19 protein-coding genes and 1 pseudogene are annotated in these 20,892 nt (G+C 70.4%); 11 read left to right on the top strand and 9 right to left on the bottom strand.

The genetic code is table 11. The features are described from left to right. Window positions 1–5: 5 nt before the first annotated feature. The 3 genes from A5764_RS02505 to A5764_RS02495 all read right to left on the bottom strand — a co-directional run bounded on the left by A5764_RS02505 (window position 6) and on the right by A5764_RS02495 (window position 3,098). A complete protein-coding gene (locus A5764_RS02505; RefSeq protein WP_067108026.1) occupies window positions 6–1,109 on the bottom strand; it encodes a TobH protein in 1,104 nt (367 codons plus the stop codon). Then, window positions 1,106–2,521, bottom strand: coding sequence for a phosphomannomutase/phosphoglucomutase (locus A5764_RS02500; protein ID WP_067108023.1), 1,416 nt, complete (start codon window positions 2,519–2,521; stop codon window positions 1,106–1,108). Before A5764_RS02500 ends, A5764_RS02505 begins: the two co-directional genes overlap by 4 nt. Window positions 2,522–2,621: 100 nt before the next feature. After that, window positions 2,622–3,098 (bottom strand): DUF3499 domain-containing protein, encoded by a 477-nt coding sequence (locus A5764_RS02495; protein ID WP_197501177.1) that lies wholly within the window; start codon window positions 3,096–3,098, stop codon window positions 2,622–2,624. A 173-nt stretch (window positions 3,099–3,271) separates the two neighbouring features. Here A5764_RS02495 and A5764_RS02490 point away from each other — a divergent pair, with 173 nt between their 5' ends. Beyond that, on the top strand, window positions 3,272–3,694 hold the full coding sequence (locus A5764_RS02490; RefSeq protein WP_067108020.1) for a metallopeptidase family protein: 423 nt from the start codon (window positions 3,272–3,274) through the stop codon (window positions 3,692–3,694). A gap of 22 nt (window positions 3,695–3,716) precedes the next feature. Here A5764_RS02490 and A5764_RS02485 read toward each other — a convergent pair whose 3' ends face one another. Then, window positions 3,717–4,055 carry a WhiB family transcriptional regulator gene (locus tag A5764_RS02485; protein WP_067108017.1) on the bottom strand — a complete coding sequence of 113 codons (339 nt, stop codon included), beginning with the start codon at window positions 4,053–4,055 and terminating at the stop codon, window positions 3,717–3,719. Between the two features lie 355 nt (window positions 4,056–4,410). Between A5764_RS02485 and cofD the strand changes: the two genes are divergently transcribed. From cofD to A5764_RS02465, 4 genes are read left to right on the top strand one after another with little or no spacing between them, the layout of a single operon-like run. After that, window positions 4,411–5,406, top strand: a complete 996-nt coding sequence (gene cofD, locus A5764_RS02480) for a 2-phospho-L-lactate transferase (protein WP_067108014.1) — start codon at window positions 4,411–4,413, stop codon at window positions 5,404–5,406. A gap of 5 nt (window positions 5,407–5,411) precedes the next feature. Beyond that, the gene (locus A5764_RS02475; RefSeq protein ID WP_156664461.1) at window positions 5,412–6,767 is read left to right on the top strand and encodes a coenzyme F420-0:L-glutamate ligase; all 1,356 of its coding nucleotides are present in this window, start codon (window positions 5,412–5,414) and stop codon (window positions 6,765–6,767) included. Between the two features lie 27 nt (window positions 6,768–6,794). Then, window positions 6,795–8,399 carry a class I SAM-dependent methyltransferase gene (locus A5764_RS02470; RefSeq protein ID WP_067108008.1) on the top strand — a complete coding sequence of 535 codons (1,605 nt, stop codon included), beginning with the start codon at window positions 6,795–6,797 and terminating at the stop codon, window positions 8,397–8,399. Next, window positions 8,396–8,941 (top strand): NUDIX hydrolase, encoded by a 546-nt coding sequence (locus A5764_RS02465; protein WP_067108684.1) that lies wholly within the window; start codon window positions 8,396–8,398, stop codon window positions 8,939–8,941. The genes A5764_RS02470 and A5764_RS02465 overlap by 4 nt, the downstream gene beginning before the upstream one ends. 31 nt (window positions 8,942–8,972) lie before the next feature. Here A5764_RS02465 and A5764_RS02460 read toward each other — a convergent pair whose 3' ends face one another. The 3 genes from A5764_RS02460 to rfbD are packed head-to-tail and all read right to left on the bottom strand — an operon-like array spanning window position 8,973 to window position 11,881. Then, window positions 8,973–10,052 carry a sugar phosphate nucleotidyltransferase gene (locus tag A5764_RS02460; protein ID WP_067108005.1) on the bottom strand — a complete coding sequence of 360 codons (1,080 nt, stop codon included), beginning with the start codon at window positions 10,050–10,052 and terminating at the stop codon, window positions 8,973–8,975. A 1-nt stretch (window position 10,053) separates the two neighbouring features. Further along, entirely contained in the window at window positions 10,054–10,953 is a 900-nt protein-coding gene (locus tag A5764_RS02455) for a glycosyltransferase family 2 protein (RefSeq protein WP_067108003.1), read from the bottom strand. Next, complete coding sequence (rfbD, locus tag A5764_RS02450) at window positions 10,946–11,881, bottom strand: dTDP-4-dehydrorhamnose reductase (protein WP_067108000.1); 936 nt, start codon at window positions 11,879–11,881, stop codon at window positions 10,946–10,948. Before rfbD ends, A5764_RS02455 begins: the two co-directional genes overlap by 8 nt. Before the next feature lie 77 nt (window positions 11,882–11,958). Between rfbD and A5764_RS02445 the strand changes: the two genes are divergently transcribed. The 4 genes from A5764_RS02445 (at window position 11,959) to ctpC (ending at window position 16,701) form a co-directional block, all read left to right on the top strand. Then, entirely contained in the window at window positions 11,959–13,440 is a 1,482-nt protein-coding gene (locus A5764_RS02445; RefSeq protein ID WP_067107995.1) for an LCP family protein, read from the top strand. Then, window positions 13,428–14,153, top strand: coding sequence for a TIGR03089 family protein (locus tag A5764_RS02440; protein WP_197501176.1), 726 nt, complete (start codon window positions 13,428–13,430; stop codon window positions 14,151–14,153). The genes A5764_RS02445 and A5764_RS02440 overlap by 13 nt, the downstream gene beginning before the upstream one ends. Before the next feature lie 88 nt (window positions 14,154–14,241). After that, entirely contained in the window at window positions 14,242–14,523 is a 282-nt protein-coding gene (locus tag A5764_RS02435; RefSeq protein WP_067107992.1) for a DUF1490 family protein, read from the top strand. 9 nt (window positions 14,524–14,532) lie between these two features. Then, window positions 14,533–16,701, top strand: a complete 2,169-nt coding sequence (gene ctpC, locus A5764_RS02430; protein WP_067107989.1) for a manganese-exporting P-type ATPase CtpC — start codon at window positions 14,533–14,535, stop codon at window positions 16,699–16,701. A gap of 777 nt (window positions 16,702–17,478) precedes the next feature. Here ctpC and A5764_RS02420 read toward each other — a convergent pair. Continuing rightward, a pseudogene (locus tag A5764_RS02420) lies at window positions 17,479–17,838 on the bottom strand (cation transporter); the annotation flags it as partial. Window positions 17,839–17,919: 81 nt separating this feature from the next. Between A5764_RS02420 and A5764_RS02415 the strand changes: the two are divergent. Continuing rightward, a complete protein-coding gene (locus A5764_RS02415) occupies window positions 17,920–18,834 on the top strand; it encodes a class I SAM-dependent methyltransferase (RefSeq protein ID WP_067107983.1) in 915 nt (304 codons plus the stop codon). A 12-nt stretch (window positions 18,835–18,846) separates the two neighbouring features. After that, window positions 18,847–20,040 carry a CoA transferase gene (locus A5764_RS02410; protein ID WP_067107979.1) on the top strand — a complete coding sequence of 398 codons (1,194 nt, stop codon included), beginning with the start codon at window positions 18,847–18,849 and terminating at the stop codon, window positions 20,038–20,040. Between the two features lie 64 nt (window positions 20,041–20,104). Here A5764_RS02410 and A5764_RS02405 read toward each other — a convergent pair. Next, a partial coding sequence (locus A5764_RS02405) for an HNH endonuclease signature motif containing protein (protein ID WP_156664460.1) occupies window positions 20,105–20,892 on the bottom strand: 788 nt, incomplete at its 5' end.

The raw sequence follows: 20,892 nt of genomic DNA, 5'->3' as shown, positions 1-20,892 counted from the left end.
TCTATCTATCCCCGCACCAGTCGCATGTAAACCGCGGCCATCTCCAGCCGGACGGCCAATACTGCCAGTTGCTGCTCGGCGGTGATGGCGCCCCCCAACGCGGGCGCGACCGTGGAGCCCGCCGACCCGCCCGGCCCGTCGGGCACGTCTTCGGCGGCGAGCAGGTAGACGTCCTCGAGCCCGGCGGTCCGGGCGGCCACGACCGTCTGTTCGGCGGACAGCGTCAGCGCCAGCACCCGAAGTCGCTCGGGCAGCGGCCCGTCGATCTGGTCGTCGTGAAAGAGGGCGTCCACCGAAGAGGGGGCATCGCCGAGTGCCGAGGTCGCGCGCAGGGCCACCAGCGCGTCCGCCAGCCCCGTGGCGGCGACCACCTCGTGCGCGACCCGCAGCAGCACCGAGCTGCCGTGCCGGGCCAGCGCCAGCGTCGCGGCGCAGTCGCCGGCCAGCACCAACCGGCGATGGGCCAGGCGCGCGGCGATTGCCTTGGCCGGATTGGTGAACAACTCGCGGCCGGCGCTGTTGCGCAGCGCCTCGTCATCCAGGGCGTCGGCGAGCGACACGAGATCGGTGCCCTGCCTGGGATCGACGGTTCGCAAGGCGGCCAGGCCGGCGGCGAGGTAGCGGCACAGCCCGAAGTCGTCGGGAACGCTGAGCCGCGGCTCGAGCACCGCGGCGCGGCCGGCGGTGGAGTCGCGCAGCGGGCCCTCGTACGGCGCCACCACCAGAACCCGCGCGCCCCGGCGCACGCCGGTCGCCGCGGCGGAGACCAGCGCGGGATCGCCGGGGTCATCGCCCGCGACGATCAGCACGTCGAGCGGGCCGACCCAGGGCGGCGCCTCGCCGACGAGCGCGATCGGCTCGGAGGCCGCCGCACCCAACGTCGCGGCGAGGATGGCCCCGGCGGTCTCGGCCGCCCCGCGGCCGGCCACCCAGATCACGCTGCGCGCTGGGTCGTCCACCCGCAGCAAGTCCAGCGCGCCCTCGTCGGCCGCGGCGGCGATGGCGCGGACCTGCGCACCCGCCGACGACGTGGCCCGCAGCAGGCCCTCCCGGTCGGCGGCGAGCAGGCCGTCGGTGTCTTCGAGGTCGATCGCCCGGGTGGCGCTCACGTCGCGCCGTTCCGGCCGGCCGTGACGGCAGAGATTTCAGTGCTGATCTGGTTCACCAGCGCGTCGACCTCCTCGGTGGTGCGGGCCTCCACGTTGAGCCGCAGCAACGGCTCGGTGTTGGAGCTGCGCAGGTTGAACCAGCTGTCGTCGCCCAAATCAACGGTCACCCCGTCCAGGTGGTCGATGGACTGGATGCGGCTGCCGAACGACTTCAACACGGCATCCACGCAACACGACGCGTCGGCGACTTTGAAGTTGATCTCGCCCGACGATTCGTAGCGCTGGTAGTCGGCGGTCAGCTCCGACAGTGGTCTTGGCGGCCCCGGGGCCTCCTGCTGCTCGCCGAGGGCGGCCAGCACATACAGCGCCGCCAGCATCCCGGAGTCGGCGCCCCAGAAGTCACGGAAGTAGTAGTGCGCCGAATGCTCGCCGCCGAAGATCGCGCCGGTGTCGGCCATCAGCGCCTTGATGTAGGAGTGCCCCACCCGGGATCGCAGCGGGGTGCCGCCGCGCTCGGTGACCAGCTCGGGCACGGCGCGCGAGGTGATGACGTTGTGGATGACGGTCCCGCCGATCTCGCGGCCCAGCTCGCGGGCGGCCACCAGGCCGGTCACCGTCGACGGCGACACGGTTTGCCCGCGTTCGTCGACCACGAAGCACCGGTCGGCGTCGCCGTCGAAGGCCAGCCCGATGTCGGCGCCGCTGTCGCGCACGAAGTTCTGCAGGTCGACCAGGTTGGCCGGGTCGAGCGGGTTGGCCTCGTGGTTGGGAAACGAGCCGTCGAGTTCGAAGTACAACGGCAACAAGGTGATGCAGTCGATGGCGCCGAGGACGGCCGGGGCGGTGTGCCCTGCCATCCCGTTGCCGGCGTCCACGGCCACTCGCAGTGGCCGCAGCCCCGACGTGTCGACCAGCGAACGCAGAAACTTCCCGTAGTCGGCCAGCACGTCACGATCGGCGATCGCCCCCGTGGGTCCGTCGCAGGGCGCGACCCCGGCGATCACGTCGTCGCTGATGAGGCTGAGGCCGGTGTCGGCGCCGACCGGTTTGGCCCCGGCCCGGCACAGCTTGATCCCGTTGTAGGCCGCCGGGTTGTGGCTCGCGGTGAACATGGCACCGGGGCAGTCCAGCAGCCCGGAGGCGAAATACAGCTGATCGGTGGACGACAAGCCGATGCGCACCACGTCCAGGCCCCGGCCGGTGACCCCGCCCGCGAAGGCGGCGGCCAGCGCCGGGGAGCTGTCACGCATGTCGTGGCCGATCACCACCTGCCGCGCGCCCTCGGCACGCATCAGTTTGGCGAAGGCGGCGCCCAGGTCGGCGACCAACGGCTCGTCGAGCTCCTCGCCGACCAGCCCTCGCACGTCATACGCCTTGACGACACGGCGGACGGTCGCGGCAGGCCGAGACATGCGGGCCTCCTGACGCCATAGATACCTTCGCCTCTTGGCGCCAGCCTATCGGCCCGGGAAAAGTGCGCGCCGTAACGGTGCACGGCGGAGGGGCCACGCTCTAGTCACTGGGGTCGGGCAACACCCGCAGATGCCCACGGCGGCGCCCGGAACGGTGCTCGGCCGGCGCGAGCAGGCCAGCGCTGGGCTTACTGCAAGGCGCCGCGGCGTGGGCCCCGGCGTGCTGAATGTGGGAATCGGCAAAGCCATCGAAGCCGTTCAGCGGCGTGCCGGTGGCCCCGTGGGCCCGGGCGCGCTCACGCGGGCCGCCCTCGCGCACCGCATCGGCCAGGGCGACCAGGTCGTCCTCGTCGGGATGGGTGGGCTCAGAAAGGAGTTGCCCGGCGTGGCGCACCAGGTCCCACCCGCGGGGTGCGGTGATCCGGCCGGCGTGGCCCACGCACAGGTCCCACGAATGCGGTTCACGCGCGGTGGCGAGCGGGCCCACCACCGCCGTCGAGTCCGAGTAGACGAACGTCAGAGTCGCCACGGCGTAGTGCGGACACCCGGGCCGGCAGCAGCGACGGGGAACGTTCACGACCGAAAGGCTATCGTGCACAAACGCCGCCGAAGCGCTGGACACGCGCATCCGCTCGACCCGCGATTCCCAACCGTTACCATCGGCGCGTGGGCGATTCGCGCAGCTCCCCGCAAAGCGATCGGTGGCGGCGCCGGTCGGCCGCGCGGCGGGCATCACGACGGGGCCGCGACATGCGCGGCCCGCTGCTGCCCCCGACGGTGCCGGGCTGGCGCAGCCGGGCCGAGCGGTTCGACATGGCCGTGCTGGAGGCCTACGAACCCATCGAGCGGCGCTGGCAGGACCGGGTCTCCGACCTCGACGTGGCGGTCGACGAAATCCCGCGCATGGCCGCCAAGGACCCCGACAGCGTGCAGTGGCCGCCGGAGGTCATCGCCGATGGGCCGATCGCCCTGGCCCGGTTGATCCCGGCGGGCGTGGACGTGCGCGGCAACGCCACGCGTGCACGAATTGTGTTGTTTCGCAAGCCGATTGAGCGACGGGCTAAGGACACCGTCGAGCTCGGCGACCTGCTGCACGAGATCCTGGTGGCTCAGGTGGCCATCTACCTAGACGTCGAGCCGTCAGTCATCGACCCGACGATCGACGACGAATGAGCTTGCGCCGCGGGCTCGCTGGTTAGATGATGCCGCGCTTGAGGCGGCGACGCTCGCGCTCGGAGAGACCGCCCCAGATGCCGAAGCGTTCGTCATGTGCCAGTGCGTATTCCAGGCACTCATGACGCACCTCGCAACCGAGGCAGATCTTCTTGGCCTCCCGGGTGGAGCCGCCCTTCTCCGGGAAGAAGGCCTCGGGATCCGTTTGCGCGCACAGCGCCCGGTCCTGCCACTGGTCCGGTGTCGCCGGCGGCAAGGGCTCGGGTTCGAAAGCCACTGGCGCGTCAGGGACCACGGTCAAGTGCGGACGGGCGGACGCCGCCGGCGCCGAGCCAAAAGTGGTGTGCGGTGTGCCTGTCATAACGCCCCGAAGGTGCTCATAAGACATGCTTCGTCCGCCTCCTCAGCTTTGATTTTTGGGAGAGTGAGTGTGTCCCGCTGTTCTGATGTACAGACCATTCGAACAAGTGATCGAATCTCGGTCTGCGACACCGGAATCGGCTGGCCAACCGGGAAATGACACTGATGTGATTAGACACTTGTTGACCTGCATCGTCAAGCGTTATGCCGTATTTCCATATCATCTTGTGACGAAATTTCGGCGTTTCTGTTGTTTTGGGCAGTCGGCGTGTCGATCACAGTGTGCACGGCACCTCGAAACCGGCCTGCGGACCGCCCCATCGCGGGGCAGTACTGTCAAGCCCTGTGAAGCTCAAGTGAAGGTTACCGTTCTGGTCGGTGGGGTCGGGGGCGCCCGTTTCCTGCTGGGTGTTCAACAGCTGCTCGGGCTGGGGCAGTTCCAGACTCAACAGCGCCCAGATGCCAACAGCCACGAGCTGACCGCCGTCGTCAACGTCGGCGACGACGCCTGGATTCACGGGCTGCGCGTCTGTCCGGATCTGGACACCTGCATGTACACCTTAGGTGGAGGGGTCGACCCGCAGCGAGGGTGGGGTCACCGGGACGAAACCTGGCATGCGCTAGAGGAATTGGCGGCCTACGGCGTGCAGCCGGACTGGTTCCAGCTGGGCGACCGCGACCTGGGCACCCATTTGGTGCGCACCCAGATGCTGCACGCGGGCTACCCGCTGTCTCAGATCACCGCCGCGTTGTGCGACCGGTGGCAACCGGGCGCGCGATTGCTGCCCGCCACCGACGACCGCTGCGAGACGCACGCGGTGATCACCGATCCGGCCGACGACAGCCGCCGGGCGATCCACTTCCAGGAGTGGTGGGTGCGCTACCGGGCCCAGGTGCCCACGCAGAGCTTCGCGTTCGTCGGCGCGGAAAATGCCAGCGCCGCAACCGAAGTGGTACAGGCCATCGCCGACGCCGACGTCATCCTGCTGGCGCCGTCCAACCCGGTGGTGAGCGTGGGCGCCATCCTGGCCGTCCCCGGCATCCGCGGCGCGCTGCGGGCGGCCACCGCGCCGGTCGTCGGCTATTCACCGATCATCGGCGGAAAACCGTTGCGCGGCATGGCCGATGCGTGCCTGTCGGTGATCGGGGTGGAGTCCACCGCGGCGGCGGTCGGCCGGCACTACGGGGCGCGCGCGGCCACCGGGATTCTGGATTGCTGGCTGATCCACGAGGGCGACTCGGCCGACATCGAAGGGGTCGCGGTGCACGCGGTCCAGCTGTTGATGAGCGACCCGAAGGCGACGGCCGAGATGGTCAGCGCCGGGCTCAAGCTTGCGGGCCTGGGAGCGTGAGCGGCGTGAGCGTGACCGAGCATGGCACCGGCTCGGCCGTCGAGATCCTGCCGGTCACCGGCCTCCCCGAGTTCCGGCCCGGTGACGACCTCGCCGCGGCCGTCGCGGCGGCCGCGCCCTGGCTGCGCGACGGGGACGTCGTGGTGGTCACCAGCAAGGTGGTGTCCAAGTGCGAGGGCCGGCTGGTCCCGGCGCCGCTGGACGCCGCCGAGCGCGACGAGCTGCGCCGCAAGCTGGTCGACGACGAGGCGGTGCGGGTGCTGGCGCGCAAGGGCCGAACGCTGATCACTGAGAACCGGTTCGGCCTGGTCCAGGCCGCCGCCGGCGTGGACGGATCCAATGTCGGCCGCGACGAGCTGGCGCTGCTGCCGGTCGACCCCGACGCCAGCGCCTCGACGCTGCGCGCCGGGCTGCGGCAGCGGCTCGGCGTCGATGTCGCAGTGGTCGTCACCGACACGATGGGCCGCGCCTGGCGCAACGGCCAGATCGACGCGGCGGTCGGCTCCGCCGGTCTGACTGTGCTGCACAGCTATTCGGGGGCCGTCGACCGGCACGGCAACGAGCTGCTGGTCACCGAGGTCGCGATCGCCGATGAGGTCGCCGCGGCCGCCGACCTGGTGAAGGGCAAGCTGACCGCGATGCCGGTCGCCGTGGTGCGCGGGCTGCCCCGGCACGCGGTGACCGACGACGGCGCGACGGCCCGGCAACTGCTGCGGCCGGGCTCCGAAGACCTGTTCTGGCTGGGCACGGCCGAGGCCATCGACCTGGGCCGCCGGCAGGCGCAGCTGCTGCGCCGGTCGGTGCGCCGGTTCAGCGCCGAGCCGGTCCCGCCGCAGCTGGTCGAGGAGGCCGTCGCCGAGGCGCTCACCGCCCCTGCGCCCCACCACACCCGGCCCGTCCGGTTGGTGTGGCTGCAGGACCGCGCGACCAGGACCCGGCTGCTGGACCGCATGAAAGACAAGTGGCGCAACGACCTCGCCGGCGACGGGCGGCCCGCCGACTCGATCGAGCGGCGGGTGGCCCGCGGCCAGATCCTCTACGACGCACCCGAGGTCGTCATCCCCTTCGGAGTCCCCGAGGGTGCCCACACCTATCCCGATGCCGCCCGCACCGACGCCGAGCGCACGATGTTCACCGTCGCCGTCGGGGCGGCCGTGCAGGCCCTGCTGGTCGCGTTGGCGGTGCGGGGGGTGGGCAGCTGCTGGATCGGCTCGACGATCTTCGCCGCCGACCTGGTCCGTGCTGAACTGGGGCTGCCCGCCGACTGGGAGCCGTTGGGCGCCATCGCGATCGGCTACGCCGAGGAGCCACCCGGTTTGCGCGACCCCGCCGAGGCCGGGGATCTGTTGATCCGCAAGTGAGCCGCCCCGGAAGGGATACTTAAGCCGATGAAAACGTTCGCGGGCAAGGCGGCGGCGTCGGCCGACAAGGTCCGCGGCGGCTACTACACGCCGGCCCCGGTGGCCCGGTTCCTGGCCCGCTGGGTCCGCGACGCCGGTCCGCGGATCGTCGAGCCCTCCTGCGGCGACGGCCGGATCCTGCGCGAGCTGGCCGCTCTCGGCGGCGACGTGCAGGGGGTCGAACTCGTCGCGCACGAAGCGGCCAAGGCGCGGCGCTTCGCTCCCGTCGAGGCCGCGAACCTGTTCGCCTGGCTGGCCGGGACCACCAAAGCCGAAGCCGGCGGCTGGGACGGGGTCGCGGGCAACCCGCCCTACATCCGCTTCGGCAACTGGGCGTCCGACCAGCGCGACCCGGCGCTGGAGCTGATGAGGCGCGCGGGCCTGCGGCCCAGCAGGCTGACCAACGCCTGGGTCCCCTTCGTCGTCGCCAGCACGCTGCTGGTGCGCGACGGCGGACGCGTGGGGCTGGTGCTTCCCGCCGAGTTGCTTCAGGTCGGCTTTGCGGCGCAGCTGCGCGAGTTCCTGCTGGCCCGCTTCCGCGACATCACGCTGATCACGTTCCACCGATTGGTGTTCGACGGCGTCCTGCAGGAGGTCGTGTTGTTCTGTGGCGTCCGAGACACGGGCGGCGCGGGGCCGGCCCGGATCCGCACCGTCCATCTCACCGACGCCTGTGCGCTGGCCGGGTTGACGGAAGCCGACCTGGACGTCGAGTTCGCCCCGGCCCTGTTGCACGAAAACGAGAAGTGGACCAAGTACTTCCTGGACCCCGGCGCGATCCGGCTGTTGCGGGCGCTCAAGCGCTCGGACGCCCTGACCCGGCTGGGTTCGGTCGCCGGCGTGGACGTCGGGATCGTGACGGGGCGCAACAGCTTTTTCACCTTGACCGACGCGCAGACCGAGGAGCTGCGGCTGAGGCCGCACTGCGTGCCGCTCGTCGCGCGCAGCAGCCAGCTGTCCGGGCTGGTCTACGACACCGATTGCCGGGCGGGGGATGTGGCCGCCGGCCACCGCACCTGGCTGCTCAACGCCCCACCCGACCCGGCCGATCCACACCTGGCGGCCCACATCGACGCCGGGGAGGCCGCCGGAGTGCACCTCGGCTACAAGTGCTCGCTGCGCAACCCGTGGTGGACCACGCCGTCGCTGTGGATCCCCGACCTGTTCATGCTGCGCCAGATCCACCTCGCGCCACGGCTGACCGTCAATGCCGCCGCGGCCACCAGCACCGACACGGTGCACCGGGTCCGGGTTTTCGACGGGGTCGACCCGGCCGCGCTGGCCACGGCGTTCCACAACAGCGTGACGTTCGCCTTCGCCGAAATCCTCGGGCGCAGCTACGGTGGCGGCATCCTGGAGCTCGAACCCGCCGAGGCCGAGCAGCTGCCCATTCCCCCGCCGGCGCAGGCCGGCGCCGACCTCGCCCGCGATGTCGATCTGCTGTTGAAGGCGGGCGAAATCGACAAGGCGCTCGACCTGGTCGACCGCCACGTCCTGATCGACCGGCTCGGGCTGTCCGGCGACGCGGTCGCGGCGTGCCGCGCGGCCTGGGTTTCGCTTCGGGGCCGCCGCACCAGGCGAGGATCCCGTTGACCGTCCGCGACTCGGCCCTCTCGATCCTCGCCGAGTGGCGGGCCCCCGACCCGGCCCAGGATGCGTTGCGGCATGCCGTGCTGGCCTTCGTGCAGGCGCGCCGCGACGCCTGTTTGCGCGAGTGCGTGGCGGGCCACGTCACCGCGTCGGCGCTGGTGCTCGACGACGCGGGTGACCGGGTGCTGCTCACGTTGCATCCGCGGGTGGGCCGCTGGGTGCAGCTCGGCGGGCACTGCGACGACGGCGACGCCGACATCGTCGCGGCCGCGCTGCGCGAGGCCACCGAGGAGTCCGGCATCGCAGGCCTGCGGATCGTGCCCGAACTCGCCGCCGTCCACGTCCACCCGGTCACGTGCTCGCTGGGCGTGCCGACCCGCCACCTCGACCTGCAATTCGTGGCGCACGCGCCGGCCGGAGCCCGGATCGTGATCAGCGACGAGTCGGACGACCTGCGCTGGTGGCCGGCCGACGCGCTGCCGCCGGGAACCGATCACGCGTTGGCGTACCTGGTCGCCCGGGCGACCACACAAGGGTCACGCTAGGAACCTTTGTGATCGAAGTGCTGCTGCCGGGTCACACATCGGACGAGTAGCGGATCCCGCCGTCGGGAATGGTGACTCCGGGCCACACCCGGGCACCGCGCAGCAGCTCGCAGCGCGCGCCGATGTCGGCGCCGTCGCCGATCACGCCGTCGCGGATCAGCGCGCGCGGGCCGATGCGCACACCGAACCCGATGATCGAGCGCTCGATCACGCTGCCCGCCTCGATCTTGACGCCGTCGAAGACCACCGCGCCGTCGAGCCGCACGCCGGGGCCGATCTCGGCGCCACGCCCAACGACCGTGCCGCCGATCACCACCGCGCCCGGCGACACCGCCGCGCCGTCGTGCACCAACTGCTCGCCGCGGTGGCCGTGCAGCGCCGGCGACGGGGCGATCCCGCGCACCAGGTCTGCCGATCCGCGAACGAAGTCTTCGGGCGTGCCCATGTCCCGCCAATAGGTGGCGTCGACGTAGCCGCAGACCTTGACGTCGGCGTCGGAGAGCAGGGCCGGGAACACCTCGCGTTCCACCGACACCTCGCGGCCCCGCGGAATCCGGTCGATGACGCCGCGCTTGAAGACATAGCAGCCGGCGTTGATCTGGTCGGTCGGCGGGTCCTGCGTCTTCTCCAAAAAGGCGACGACGCGGTCCTTTTCGTCGGTGGGCACGCAACCGAAGGCGCGCGGGTCACCGACCCGCACCAGGTGCAGGGTGACGTCCGCCTGATGGGTGTGGTGAAAGTCGAGCACCTGGCCCAGGTCCGCACCCGACAGCACGTCGCCGTTGAACACCATCACGGTGTCGTGCCGCAGGTGCCCCGCGATGTTGGCGATGCCGCCGCCGGTCCCCAGTGGCCGCTCCTCGGTCACGTACTCGATCTGCAGGCCCAGCTTGGACCCGTCGCCGAACTCCGCCTCGAACACCCCGGCCTGATACGACGTGCCCAGGATCACGTGCTCGATGCCGGCAGCGGCGATCCGCGACAGCAAGTGAGTCAGGAACGGCAGCCCGGCAGTGGGCAGCATGGGCTTGGGCGCCGACAGGGTCAGTGGCCGCAACCGGGTGCCCTTGCCGCCGACCAGCACCACCGCATCGACTTGGAGAACTCCCACCTCAGCGCCGCCCTTCCGCCCGGTTCCGCCGGCGACCGCGCAGCGCGCTGCGCACCATCAGCCGCGAACGCACCGCCAGCGAGGCCCACAGCGTCCAGCGCAGCGGTGCCCGCCACCACCCGGAATGCCGATCGGCCAGGAAGATATAGGTGCTTCTGTGATGGGCGGCCAGGTGGCTCGCCGGGTCGTGGCCGGTGGAGTGGCCCTTGTGGTGCAGGACTTCGGCCGACGGGACGTAGACGCTCAGCCAGCCGGCCTTGCCCAGCCGGTCGCCGAGGTCGACGTCCTCCATATACATGAAGTAGCGCTCGTCGAACCCGCCGACCTGGCTGAACGCCGACCGGCGCACCAGCAGGCACGAGCCGGACAGCCAGCCCACCACGCGTTCGCTGGGCTCCTGCCGCTCCTGCCGGTAGGCCGCCGTCCACGGGTTGCGCTTCCAGAACGGGCCGACCACCGCGTGCATGCCGCCGCGGATCAGGCTCGGCAGGTGGCGCGCCGACGGGTACACCGACCCGTCGGGATCCCGGATCAGCGGGCCCAGCGCGCCGGCCTGCGGCCAGCGGGTGGCGGCGTCCAGCAGGGCGTCGATGCTGCCCGGACCCCACTGCACGTCGGGGTTGGCCACCACCACCCAGTCGTCATCCACCCCTGCGCTCTCGTCCAGCTGGGCGATCGCGCGGTTCACCGCGGTTCCGTAACCGAGGTTGGCGCCCGTGTCGAACAGCCGCACGTTCGGATAGCGCTCCACGGCCGCCTGCGGAGTCCCGTCGGTGGAGCCGTTGTCGGCCAGCAGCACGCTGACCGGCCGTTCGGTGGCCATCGGCAACGAGGCCAGGAACCGTTCCAGGTGCGGGCCCGGCGAGTAGGTCACCGTCACAACCGGCAGGACGTCAGTCACGCGTAGAGGGTAACGGTCGATCGGCGGAGGCGTCGGTTGACTCGTTGGTCTGCGCCGCGGCTAGTGCCGCGACAAGCGCCGTGCGCCACGGCCTTAGCGGCACCAGGCCCGCGGCGGCGGATTCCCGGCTGCCCAGGGCGGAGTAGATCGGGCGCGGTGCCGGCCGCGGGAACTCCGCGGTGCTGACCGGTCGCACCCGCGCCGGGTCGGCGCCGCATTCGGAGAAGATCGCGCGGGTCTGCTCGAAGCGCGACACCGCCCCTTCGTTGGCCGCGTGCAGGATGGGGCCTGGCACATGGTCGTCGGCGACCTGCAGCAGCGCGGCGGCCAGGTCGGCGACGTAGGTCGGCGACCCGGTCTGGTCGTCCACCACGTTGACCGGGCCGTCCCCGGCGGCCAGCCGGCGCATGACCGCGACGAAGTCCTTGCCGGTTCCACCGGTGTAGACCCAGGCGGTGCGGACCACGACAGCCTCTGGCTGCGCTTCCAGGACGGCCCGTTCGCCGGCGAGCTTGCTGCGCGCGTACACGCCGCGCGCGTCGGTTTCGTCGCTGGGCTCGAAGGGCCGGGGCGGGTCGCCGTTGAAGTCCGCGCGGTCACCGAAAAAGACGAAGTCGGTGGAGACGTGGATCAGCCGAGCGCCGGCGCGCGCGCAGGCCCGCGCGATGTGTTCGGGGCCGGTCGCGTTGACCGCGTACGCCGCGGCCTCGTCGCTCTCGGCGCCGTCGACGTTCGTGTAGGCGGCGCAGTTGATGACGACGTCGCCGGCGCGGATGATCCGTTCGGCGGCGGCGGGATCGGTGATGTCCCATTGCGACGACGTCAGCGCGAGCGCGTCGCGCCCCTGATTGGTCGCCATCGCCGCCAAACAGCCGCCCAGTTGGCCGCCCGCGCCGCTGATCACGAACCGAGTTGACCTGCCCGACATGTTTCGAGTTTGGCACGGGTCGGGCGCGCCGCCGCGGGCTACCCGAGAAGCTGCTGTGTCGCAAGTAATCTGTTGTGATGCCTGTGCAGCGTGTGATTCGTGTGATTGCCACTGTGCTGGCCGTCGCGGTCGTTTTCGGGACCGGGATCGCGTGGAGCAACGTCCGCTCGTTCGAGGACGGCATCTTCCACATGTCCGCGCCCTCGCTGGGCAAGGGCGGCGACGACGGCGCGATCGACATCTTGCTGGTCGGCCTGGACAGTCGCACCGACGCGCACGGCAACCCGTTGTCGGACGAGGAGCTGGCGACGCTGAAGGCCGGCGACGAGGAAGCGACCAACACCGACACCATCATCTTGATCCGGATCCCCAACAACGGGAGGTCGGCGACCGCGATCTCGATTCCGCGGGACTCCTACGTCGCGGCGCCGGGCCTGGGCAAGACCAAGATCAACGGCGTCTACGGACAGACACGGGAGGCCAAGCGCGCCAGCCTGGTCAAGGCCGGCGTTTCCGCGCAGGACGCGTCGGCGCAGGGCACCGAGGCCGGCCGCGAGGCCCTGATCAAGACCGTCGCCGATCTGACCGGCGTCACCGTCGACCACTACGCCGAGATCGGGCTGCTCGGTTTCGCGCTGATCACCGACGCGCTCGGCGGCGTCAACGTCTGCCTCAAAGAGCCGGTGTTCGAACCACTTTCGGGTGCCGACTTTCCGGCCGGCCAGCAACGGCTCAGCGGCCCGCAGGCGCTCAGCTTCGTCCGGCAGCGCCATGACCTGCCCCGCGGTGACCTGGACCGGGTGGTGCGCCAGCAGGCGGTGATGGCCTCGCTGGCCCACCGGGTCATCTCCAACCAGACGCTGTCCAGCCCCGCCACGCTCAAGCGGCTGGAGGCCGCCATCCAGCGCTCGGTGGTGCTCTCGTCGGGCTGGGACATCATGGATTTCGTCCAGCAGTTGCAGAAGCTGGCCGGCGGCAACGTCGCCTTCGCCACCATCCCCGTGCTCGACGGCGCCGGCTGGAGTGACGACGGTATGCAAAGCGTGGTGCGGGTGGACGCGCACCAGGTCCAGGACTGGGTGGGGGGCCTGTTGCAGGACCAGGCCCAGGGCAAGACCGAGGAACTGGCCTACACGCCCGCCAAGACCACCGCCAACGTCGTCAACGACACCGACATCAACGGGCTGGCGGCGGCCGTGTCGGCTGTGTTGAGCTCCAAGGGATTCACCAGCGGCAGCGTCGGCAACAACGAAAGCGGCCACGTCAAGACCAGCCAGGTGCGTGCCGCCAAGACCGACGACCTGGGCGCGCAGCAGATCGCCAAGGAACTGGGCGGGCTGCCCATCGTCCCCGACGCCTCCCTGGCGCCCGGCGCCGTGCGGGTGGTGCTGGCCAACGACTACACCGGTCCCGGGTCGGGCCTGTCCGGCGACCGAACCATCATGCCCGCCCGCGTGTCCAACGCCGGAGCCGCTCCGGGACAGGGGGCCGATCCCAACGTCCCGCCGCCGTCGCCGATCCTGACCGCCGGCTCCGACAAGCCGGAGTGCATCAACTGAGCACGCTGACCACGCTTTCCCAAGCGATCCTTTCGCCGATCCTGCGGACGGACCCGGTCGGCCCGCGCATCACCTACTACGACGACGCCACGGCCGAGCGCATCGAACTGTCGGGCGTGACGCTGGCCAACTGGGCCGCCAAGACCGCCAATCTGTTGCGCGACGAGATGGGCGCCGGCCCGGCCAGCCGGGTCGCGATCCTGCTGCCCGCGCACTGGCAGACCGCGGCGGTCCTGTTCGGGGTGTGGTGGATCGGGGCCGAGGCGGTGCTCGACGGCGCGGCCGATTTCGCGCTGTGCACCGCCGAGCGGCTGGACGAGGCCGACGCCCTGGCGGCCGGCGGGGAGGTGGCGGTGCTGTCGCTGGATCCGTTCGGCCGCCCCGCGCCCGACCTGCCGATCGGGGTCACCGACTACGCCACCGCGGTGCGGGTGCACGGTGATCAGATCGTTCCCGAAGCCCGTCCGGGTCCCGCGCTCGCCGGCCGATCGGCCGACGAGATCCTGGCCGAATGCCAAAGTTCCGCTGCGGCAAGGGGACTGACGCCCGACGATCGGGTGCTTTCCACCGCTTCGTGGACCCACGCCGGCGAGCTGGTGGACGGCCTGCTGTCGATCCTGGCCGTCGGCGCGTCGTTGGTGCAGGTGGCCAATCCCGACCCGTCATCGCAGGCGCGCAGGATCGAGACCGAGAAGGTGACCCGGGTCCTGTAGGCGCCGATTCATATTGATATCGCAATATTTCAATGTTAACGTCGTGCCAACGTCGGCTGACGGTGTGACGACAGGAAGGGTTGCGGTCATGGCGGTCTACGGTCTCTTGGCGAAGGCGGCGGGAACGGTGGTCACCGGCCTGGTCGGCGTGACGGCCTACGAGGTGGTCCGCAAGGCCATGGCCAAGGCCCCGCTGCACGAGACCGCCGTGTCGGCCGCCGAGCTGGGACTGCGCGGCACCCGCAAGGCCGAGGAGACCGCCGAGTCGGCGCGGCTCAAGCTCGCCGACGTCATGGCCGAGGCCCGGGAACGCATCGGCGAAGAGGCGCCCACGCCGTCCGTGGCCGACGCCCACCAGCACGACCACTGATCGGCGGAGATGTCGGTCGACACCGCCGAAGTCCCCGCACTGAAAGTCATTTCGGATGCGGCCGGGCGCATGCGGGTCTCGGTCGAGTGGGTCCGATCCGACTCGCGGCGGGCCGTCGCGGTGGAAGAGGCCGTCGCCAAGCAAGACGGGGTGCGGGTCGTGCACGCCTACCCGCGGACCGGCTCCGTCGTCGTCTGGTACTCGCCCCGGCGCTGCGACCGCTCCGCGGTGCTCGATGCCATCGGCGGCGCGGCGAGCGTGGCCGCCGAGCTGATCCCGGCGCGCGCGCCGCACTCCGAGGAGATCCGCAACACCGACGTGCTTCGCATGGTCATCGGCGGCGCGGCGCTGGCCCTGCTCGGGGTGCGCCGCTACGTGTTCGCGCGGCCGCCGCTGCTCGGCCCGAGCGGCCGGATCTTCGCCACCGGCGTCACCGTCTTCACCGGCTACCCCTTCCTGCGCGGGGCGCTGCGGTCGTTGCGCTCCGGCCGGGCCGGCACCGACGCCCTGGTCTCGGCGGCGACGGTGGCCAGCCTTGTGCTGCGGGAGAACGTCGTCGCGCTCACCGTGCTGTGGCTGCTCAACATCGGCGAGTACCTGCAGGACCTGACGCTGCGGCGCACCCGGCGGGCCATCTCCGAGCTGCTGCGCGGCAGCCAGGACACGGCCTGGATCCGGCTGACCGACGGCCCGCAGTCCTTCACTGAGGTCCAGGTGCCCATCGACACCGTGCAGATTGGCGACGAGGTGGTGGTCCACGACCACGTCGCGATCCCGGTGGACGGCGAGGTCGTCGACGGCGAGGCGATCGTCGACCAGTCCGCGATCACCGGGGAAACCCTGCCGGTCAGCGTCACGGTCTCCTCACCCGTGCACGCGGGGTCGGTCGTGGTGCGCGGGCGCGTGGTGGTGCGCGCCAGCGCCGTCGGCAACCAGACCACCATCGGCCGCATCATCGCCCGGGTCGAGGAGGCCCAGCACGACCGCGCACCGATCCAGACGGTCGGCGAAAACTTCTCTCGCCGTTTCGTTCCCACCTCGTTCATCGTTTCCGCGATCACCCTGGCGATCACCGGCGACGTCCGCCGGGCCATGACGATGCTGCTGATCGCGTGCCCGTGCGCGGTCGGTTTGGCCACCCCGACCGCGATCAGCGCCGCGATCGGCAACGGCGCGCGCCGCGGCATCCTGATCAAAGGCGGCTCCCACCTCGAACAGGCCGGCCAGGTCGACGCGATCGTCTTCGACAAGACCGGGACGCTGACCGTCGGACGGCCGGTGGTCACCAATATCGTTGCCATGCACAAGGATTGGAAGCCCGAGCAGGTGCTGGCGTATGCGGCCAGCTCGGAGATCCACTCCCGTCACCCGCTGGCCGAGGCGGTGATCCGCTCCACCGAGGAGCGCCACATCAGCATCCCCCCGCACGAGGAGTGCGAGGTGCTGGTGGGCCTGGGCATGCGGACCTGGGCCGACGGCCGGACCCTGCTGCTGGGCAGCCCGTCGCTGCTGCGCGCCGAAAAGGTGAAGGTGTCCAAGAAGGCGTCGGAATGGGTGGACAAGCTGCGGCGCCAGGCGGAGACGCCGTTGCTGCTCGCCGTGGACGGCACCCTGGTGGGGCTGATCAGCCTGCGTGACGAGGTGCGTCCCGAAGCCGCCGAGGTGCTGAAGAAGCTGCGCGCCAACGGGATTCGCCGCATCGTCATGCTCACCGGCGACCATCCCGACATCGCCGAGGTGGTCGCCGACGAGCTCGGGATCGACGAGTGGCGCGCCGAGGTGATGCCGGAGCACAAGCTCGAGGTGGTGCGCGAACTGCAAAGCGACGGCTTTGTCGTCGGGATGGTCGGCGACGGCATCAACGACGCCCCCGCGCTGGCCGCCGCCGACATCGGGATCGCGATGGGCCTGGCCGGAACCGACGTGGCCGTCGAGACCGCCGACGTAGCACTGGCCAATGACGACCTGCATCGCCTGCTCGACGTTCGCGACCTGGGTGCCCGGGCCGTCGACGTCATCCGCGAGAACTACGGCATGTCCATCGCCGTCAACGCCGCCGGGCTGATCATCGGCGCGGGCGGCGCGCTGTCCCCGGTGCTGGCCGCGATCCTGCACAACGCGTCGTCGGTGGCGGTGGTGGCCAACAGCTCTCGGCTGATCCGGTACCGCCTGGACTGAACGGCAATCGCGACGCGGCGAGCCGGGGAACTACGGCCCAGCAATCTTGGCGGGGCGATCTTCTAACCGTTGGGGCAAGGCGCCGGAATCCACATGGCGAAGCACGGACCTACGGGTACCCGCGGTGGATTGGGGCCCTCGTAAAGGTTGTTATGAAGATCGCCGGGGCCGCCGACATTGCCGGCGCCGGTACCAACGTGCCAAAAGGTGTGGCACACACTCTGGTCCCAGTTGACATTCATGGGCGGTCCTCCCGGGCACCAGTGATACGGCCCAACAGGTTCTATGTAGCCGGGGTCTGCGTAGGCGGTGCCTGCACCAAGCCCGAATCCTGCCATGGCGACGCCGCCCGACAGCAGCGTCGCGGCGATGGTCCCCTTCAGGGTGTGCTTGTTCATGGATCTGTTTCCCTTTGGTGAAGAGTGGATTCTCTGCCCGGGGGGTCGGGCCGCGGTGCCTGACCACCTGAGGATCCTCCACACCGCTTGCGAAATCCTTGCGTTCACCCGGCTCGCGTTAGCCCGGCGCTCGGTATCCCCGGCACCGGTGGGTCCGCACTGTTGGGCCTGAGCGGGAATGACGGCTTGAGGTAACGCACGAGCATGTGGACGCTGGCCTGAAGTGACTTTTTGGCGATCTTCGACCACGGCCAAATCCTCGCGACGCATCACGCGCACTTGGGCCGGCCAGCGAATCGCGTTGCACGACTGCGGCATTTGCCGAGGCAACCCACCTTCTCATCCCTGGACGGGCGGCAGTGAGCCCGGCCACGGAGCTTCAGCAGCAGCAGGCGTAGCCACGCCAGGAGCGGAGGCCCTGCCAGACCGCAACACCGGCGATGGCCAGCCCGATCGCCGGGTCCAGCCACCATCCGCCGGCCCACAGCGCCGTGACGGCAAGGCCGACCAGTACCCCGGCGGCCTGGGCAGCGCACAGGTAGTTCTGGTTCCCCGCGCCCTCGGTGGCCTCCGACCCCAACCGCGACCCGAGCTCGTGGTCGGCCCAGCCGAGGATCGGCATCGCCACCAGGGCGGCGGCCGTCAAGCCGATGCCGATCACCGAAGTCTCGGCGTGGTGCCCGCCGGTCAGCTCGCGAATGGATTCGGCGGCGATGTACGGCGCGGTCAGCCAAAACGAGCGGGGCTCCCGCTCGGACGCCGAACCGGCCGGAGACCGTATCGTTATTGTGGCTAACCAGTAGAGCGAAGAAGGGACGACATGGCGCGCACCGACAATGACACGTGGGACCTGGCGACCAGCGTGGGGGCCACCGCCACCATGGTGGCCGCGGGAAGGGCCCGCGCCACCCGCGACGGGCTGATCGACGATCCGTTCGCCGAGCCGCTGGTGCGGGCCGTCGGCGTCGACTTCATGACCCGTTGGGCCGCCGGTGAATTGAGCTCCGCGGACGTCGATGTCCTCGGCGCCCCCTGGGGCATGCAGCGCATGACCGACATGATGGCCGCCCGCACGCGCTTCATCGACGCATTCTTCGGCGACGCCTGCGATGCAGGCATCCGCCAGGTGGTGATCCTGGCCTCAGGGCTCGACGCCCGCGGGTACCGGCTGCCCTGGGCGGCGGGCACGACGGTATTCGAGATCGACCAGCCGCAGGTGATCGACTTCAAGGCCGTCACCATCGCCGAACTCGGCGCCAACTCCGCGGCCGAGGTGCGGGCGGTGCCGATCGACTTGCGCCACGACTGGCCGGCCGCGCTTCGGCAGGCCGGGTTCGACACGGGCCGGCCGGCCGCCTGGGCCGCCGAGGGCCTGCTCGGTTTCCTGCCGGCCGAGGCGCAGGACCGGATGCTGGATCAGATCACCGAGCTTAGCGCCGACGGCAGCCGGCTGGTGGCCGAGGTGTTCCTCAACTCGGGAGTCAGCGGGGACGCGCTGAACGCCGCCAGCGAGAAGTGGCGGGAGAACGGCCTCGACATCGCGCTCGGTGACCTGGGCTTCCCCGGCGAACGCAACGACGCGGCAACATACCTGGCCGACCGTGGCTGGCGGCCGGTCCGCACGCCGCTGAATCGGCTGTTGGCGGACAACGGTTTACCGTTGCAACCCGAAGGCCCCGACGCACCGTTCGCCAAGAACTACTACTGCACCGCGGTGCTGCACAAGGCAGGTTAAAGAATGGCCGATATGCCAAACAGCGAGGCGCCCAAGCCTCTTGAAGGCTTCCGGGTCCTCGACTTCACCCAGAACATCGCCGGCCCGCTGGCCGGCCAGGTGCTGGCCGACCTGGGCGCCGAGGTCATCAAGGTGGAGGCGCCCGGCGGCGAGGCGGCCCGCCAGATCACCGCGGTCCTGCCCGGGCGACCGCCGCTGCCCACGCTGTTTCTGCCGCACAACCGGGGCAAGAAGTCGGTGGCGGTGGACTTGACCACCGACGAGGCCAAGCAGCAGATACTGCAGCTCGCCGACACCGCCGACGTTGTGCTGGAAGGGTTTCGGCCCGGGGTGATGGAGCGCCTGGGCCTGGGTCCCGACGACCTACGATCGCGCAATCCCAAACTCGTCTACGCGCGGCTTTCGGCGTACGGCGGCAACGGTCCGCACGGCAGCAGGCCGGGCGTCGACCTGATGGTGGCCGCCGAGTCGGGCATGACCACCGGGATGCCCACGCCGACCGGCAAGCCGCAGATCATCCCGTTCCAGCTCGTGGACGCGGCGAGCGGTCACGTGCTGGCCCAGGCGGTGCTGGCCGCGCTGCTGAACCGCGAGCGCCACGGGGTGGCCGACGTGGTGCGGGTCGCGATGTACGACGTCGCGGTGGCGCTGCAGGCCGGCCAGCTCACGATTCACCTGAACAAGCCGAGCGATGGCCCCAAACCCGACTCCGCGCCAAAGGCCAAGAAGCGCAAGGGAGTCGGGTTTGCCACCCAACCATCCGACGCGTTCCGGGCCGCCGACGGTTACCTGGTGATCAGCGCGTACGTGCCCAAGCACTGGGCCAAGCTGTGCCAGATCATCGGCCGGCCGGACCTGATCGAGGACGAGCGATTCGCCGACCAGCGCTCGCGGGCGCAAAATTACCCCGAGCTGACCGAGGAATTGGAGTCGGCGCTTGCCGCCAAGACCGCCGCCGAATGGGTTGAACTACTGCAGGAAGGCGGCCTGATGGCCTGCCTCGCCTACACCTGGAAGCAGGTGGTCGACACCCCGCTGTTCGCCGAGAACGAGCTGGCGCTGCCGGTGGGTGACGGTGCGGACGCCGTCACCGTGATCCGCATGCCGGCACGGTATTCCAGCTTCGACGCCGCGGTCACCGATCCCCCGCCCGCCGTCGGCCAACACAACGACGCGCTACTCGGGGCACGACTTAGCTCAAATTAGCGGGTAGCGGGGCCTGTGCACACGAATTTCTTTATGCCTGAACCCGTTTGGCCGGATAACCGACTTAGTTGTTTGTCGGTGGTGGCTGCGGCTGGAACGGTTCATACCACCACCAGTCGGCGCGCTCGCCGGTGGGCCCGGGCCACGGGGGAACAGCCGGCGGGGCAAGGTTGGGCGGACGCGCGAGCGATCCCGCGCGCAGCCGTTGACCGGCGCTGTCGGTGACAATCAGATCGTCGGCGCATCCGGCGATGGTGATGAGGCCCCGGTGGTGCAACCGATGGTGATACGGACACACCAACACCAGGTTGAACAACTCCGTGGGGCCGCCGTCTTCCCAATGCCGGATGTGGTGGGCGTGCAGACCACGGCTGGCACCACAACCGGGCACCGCGCACGTGCGATGGCGATGCTCGAGCGCGCGCCGCAGCCGCCGGTTGATCACCCGCGTCGCGCGCCCAGCACCGATCACCTCGCCGTCGCGTTCAAACCAGACCTCACACGTGGCATCACACGTCAGGTATTGGCGTGCGGCCTCGCTGAGCAGCGGACCCAGATGCAACGCCGCAGCGCGCCGCTCCACATCGACATGCACCACCACCGTGGTCTGAGCCCCGTGCGGCCGACGAGCCACCTCGGCATCCCAGCCCGCCTCCACCAAGCGCAAAAACGCCTCCACAGTGCCCGGCAACGGCGGGCGCTGCTCTGAGGCGCGCTCCCCATCGCCGTGATCCTGCTTCCACTGGGCCACCAGCGCCTCACGATGCGACGCCAGCGCCGCGTCGAACTTCGCCGCCTCCTCATGGGGAAGTCTGATCCGCCAACAACTGGACTGCTCATCACACGTCTTGC

Source organism: Mycobacterium sp. 852002-51057_SCH5723018, from assembly GCF_001667035.1.
GTDB lineage: Bacteria > Actinomycetota > Actinomycetes > Mycobacteriales > Mycobacteriaceae > Mycobacterium.
Note: the sequence above shows the minus strand (reverse complement) of the source record. Positions and strands in the feature narration are given on the sequence as shown.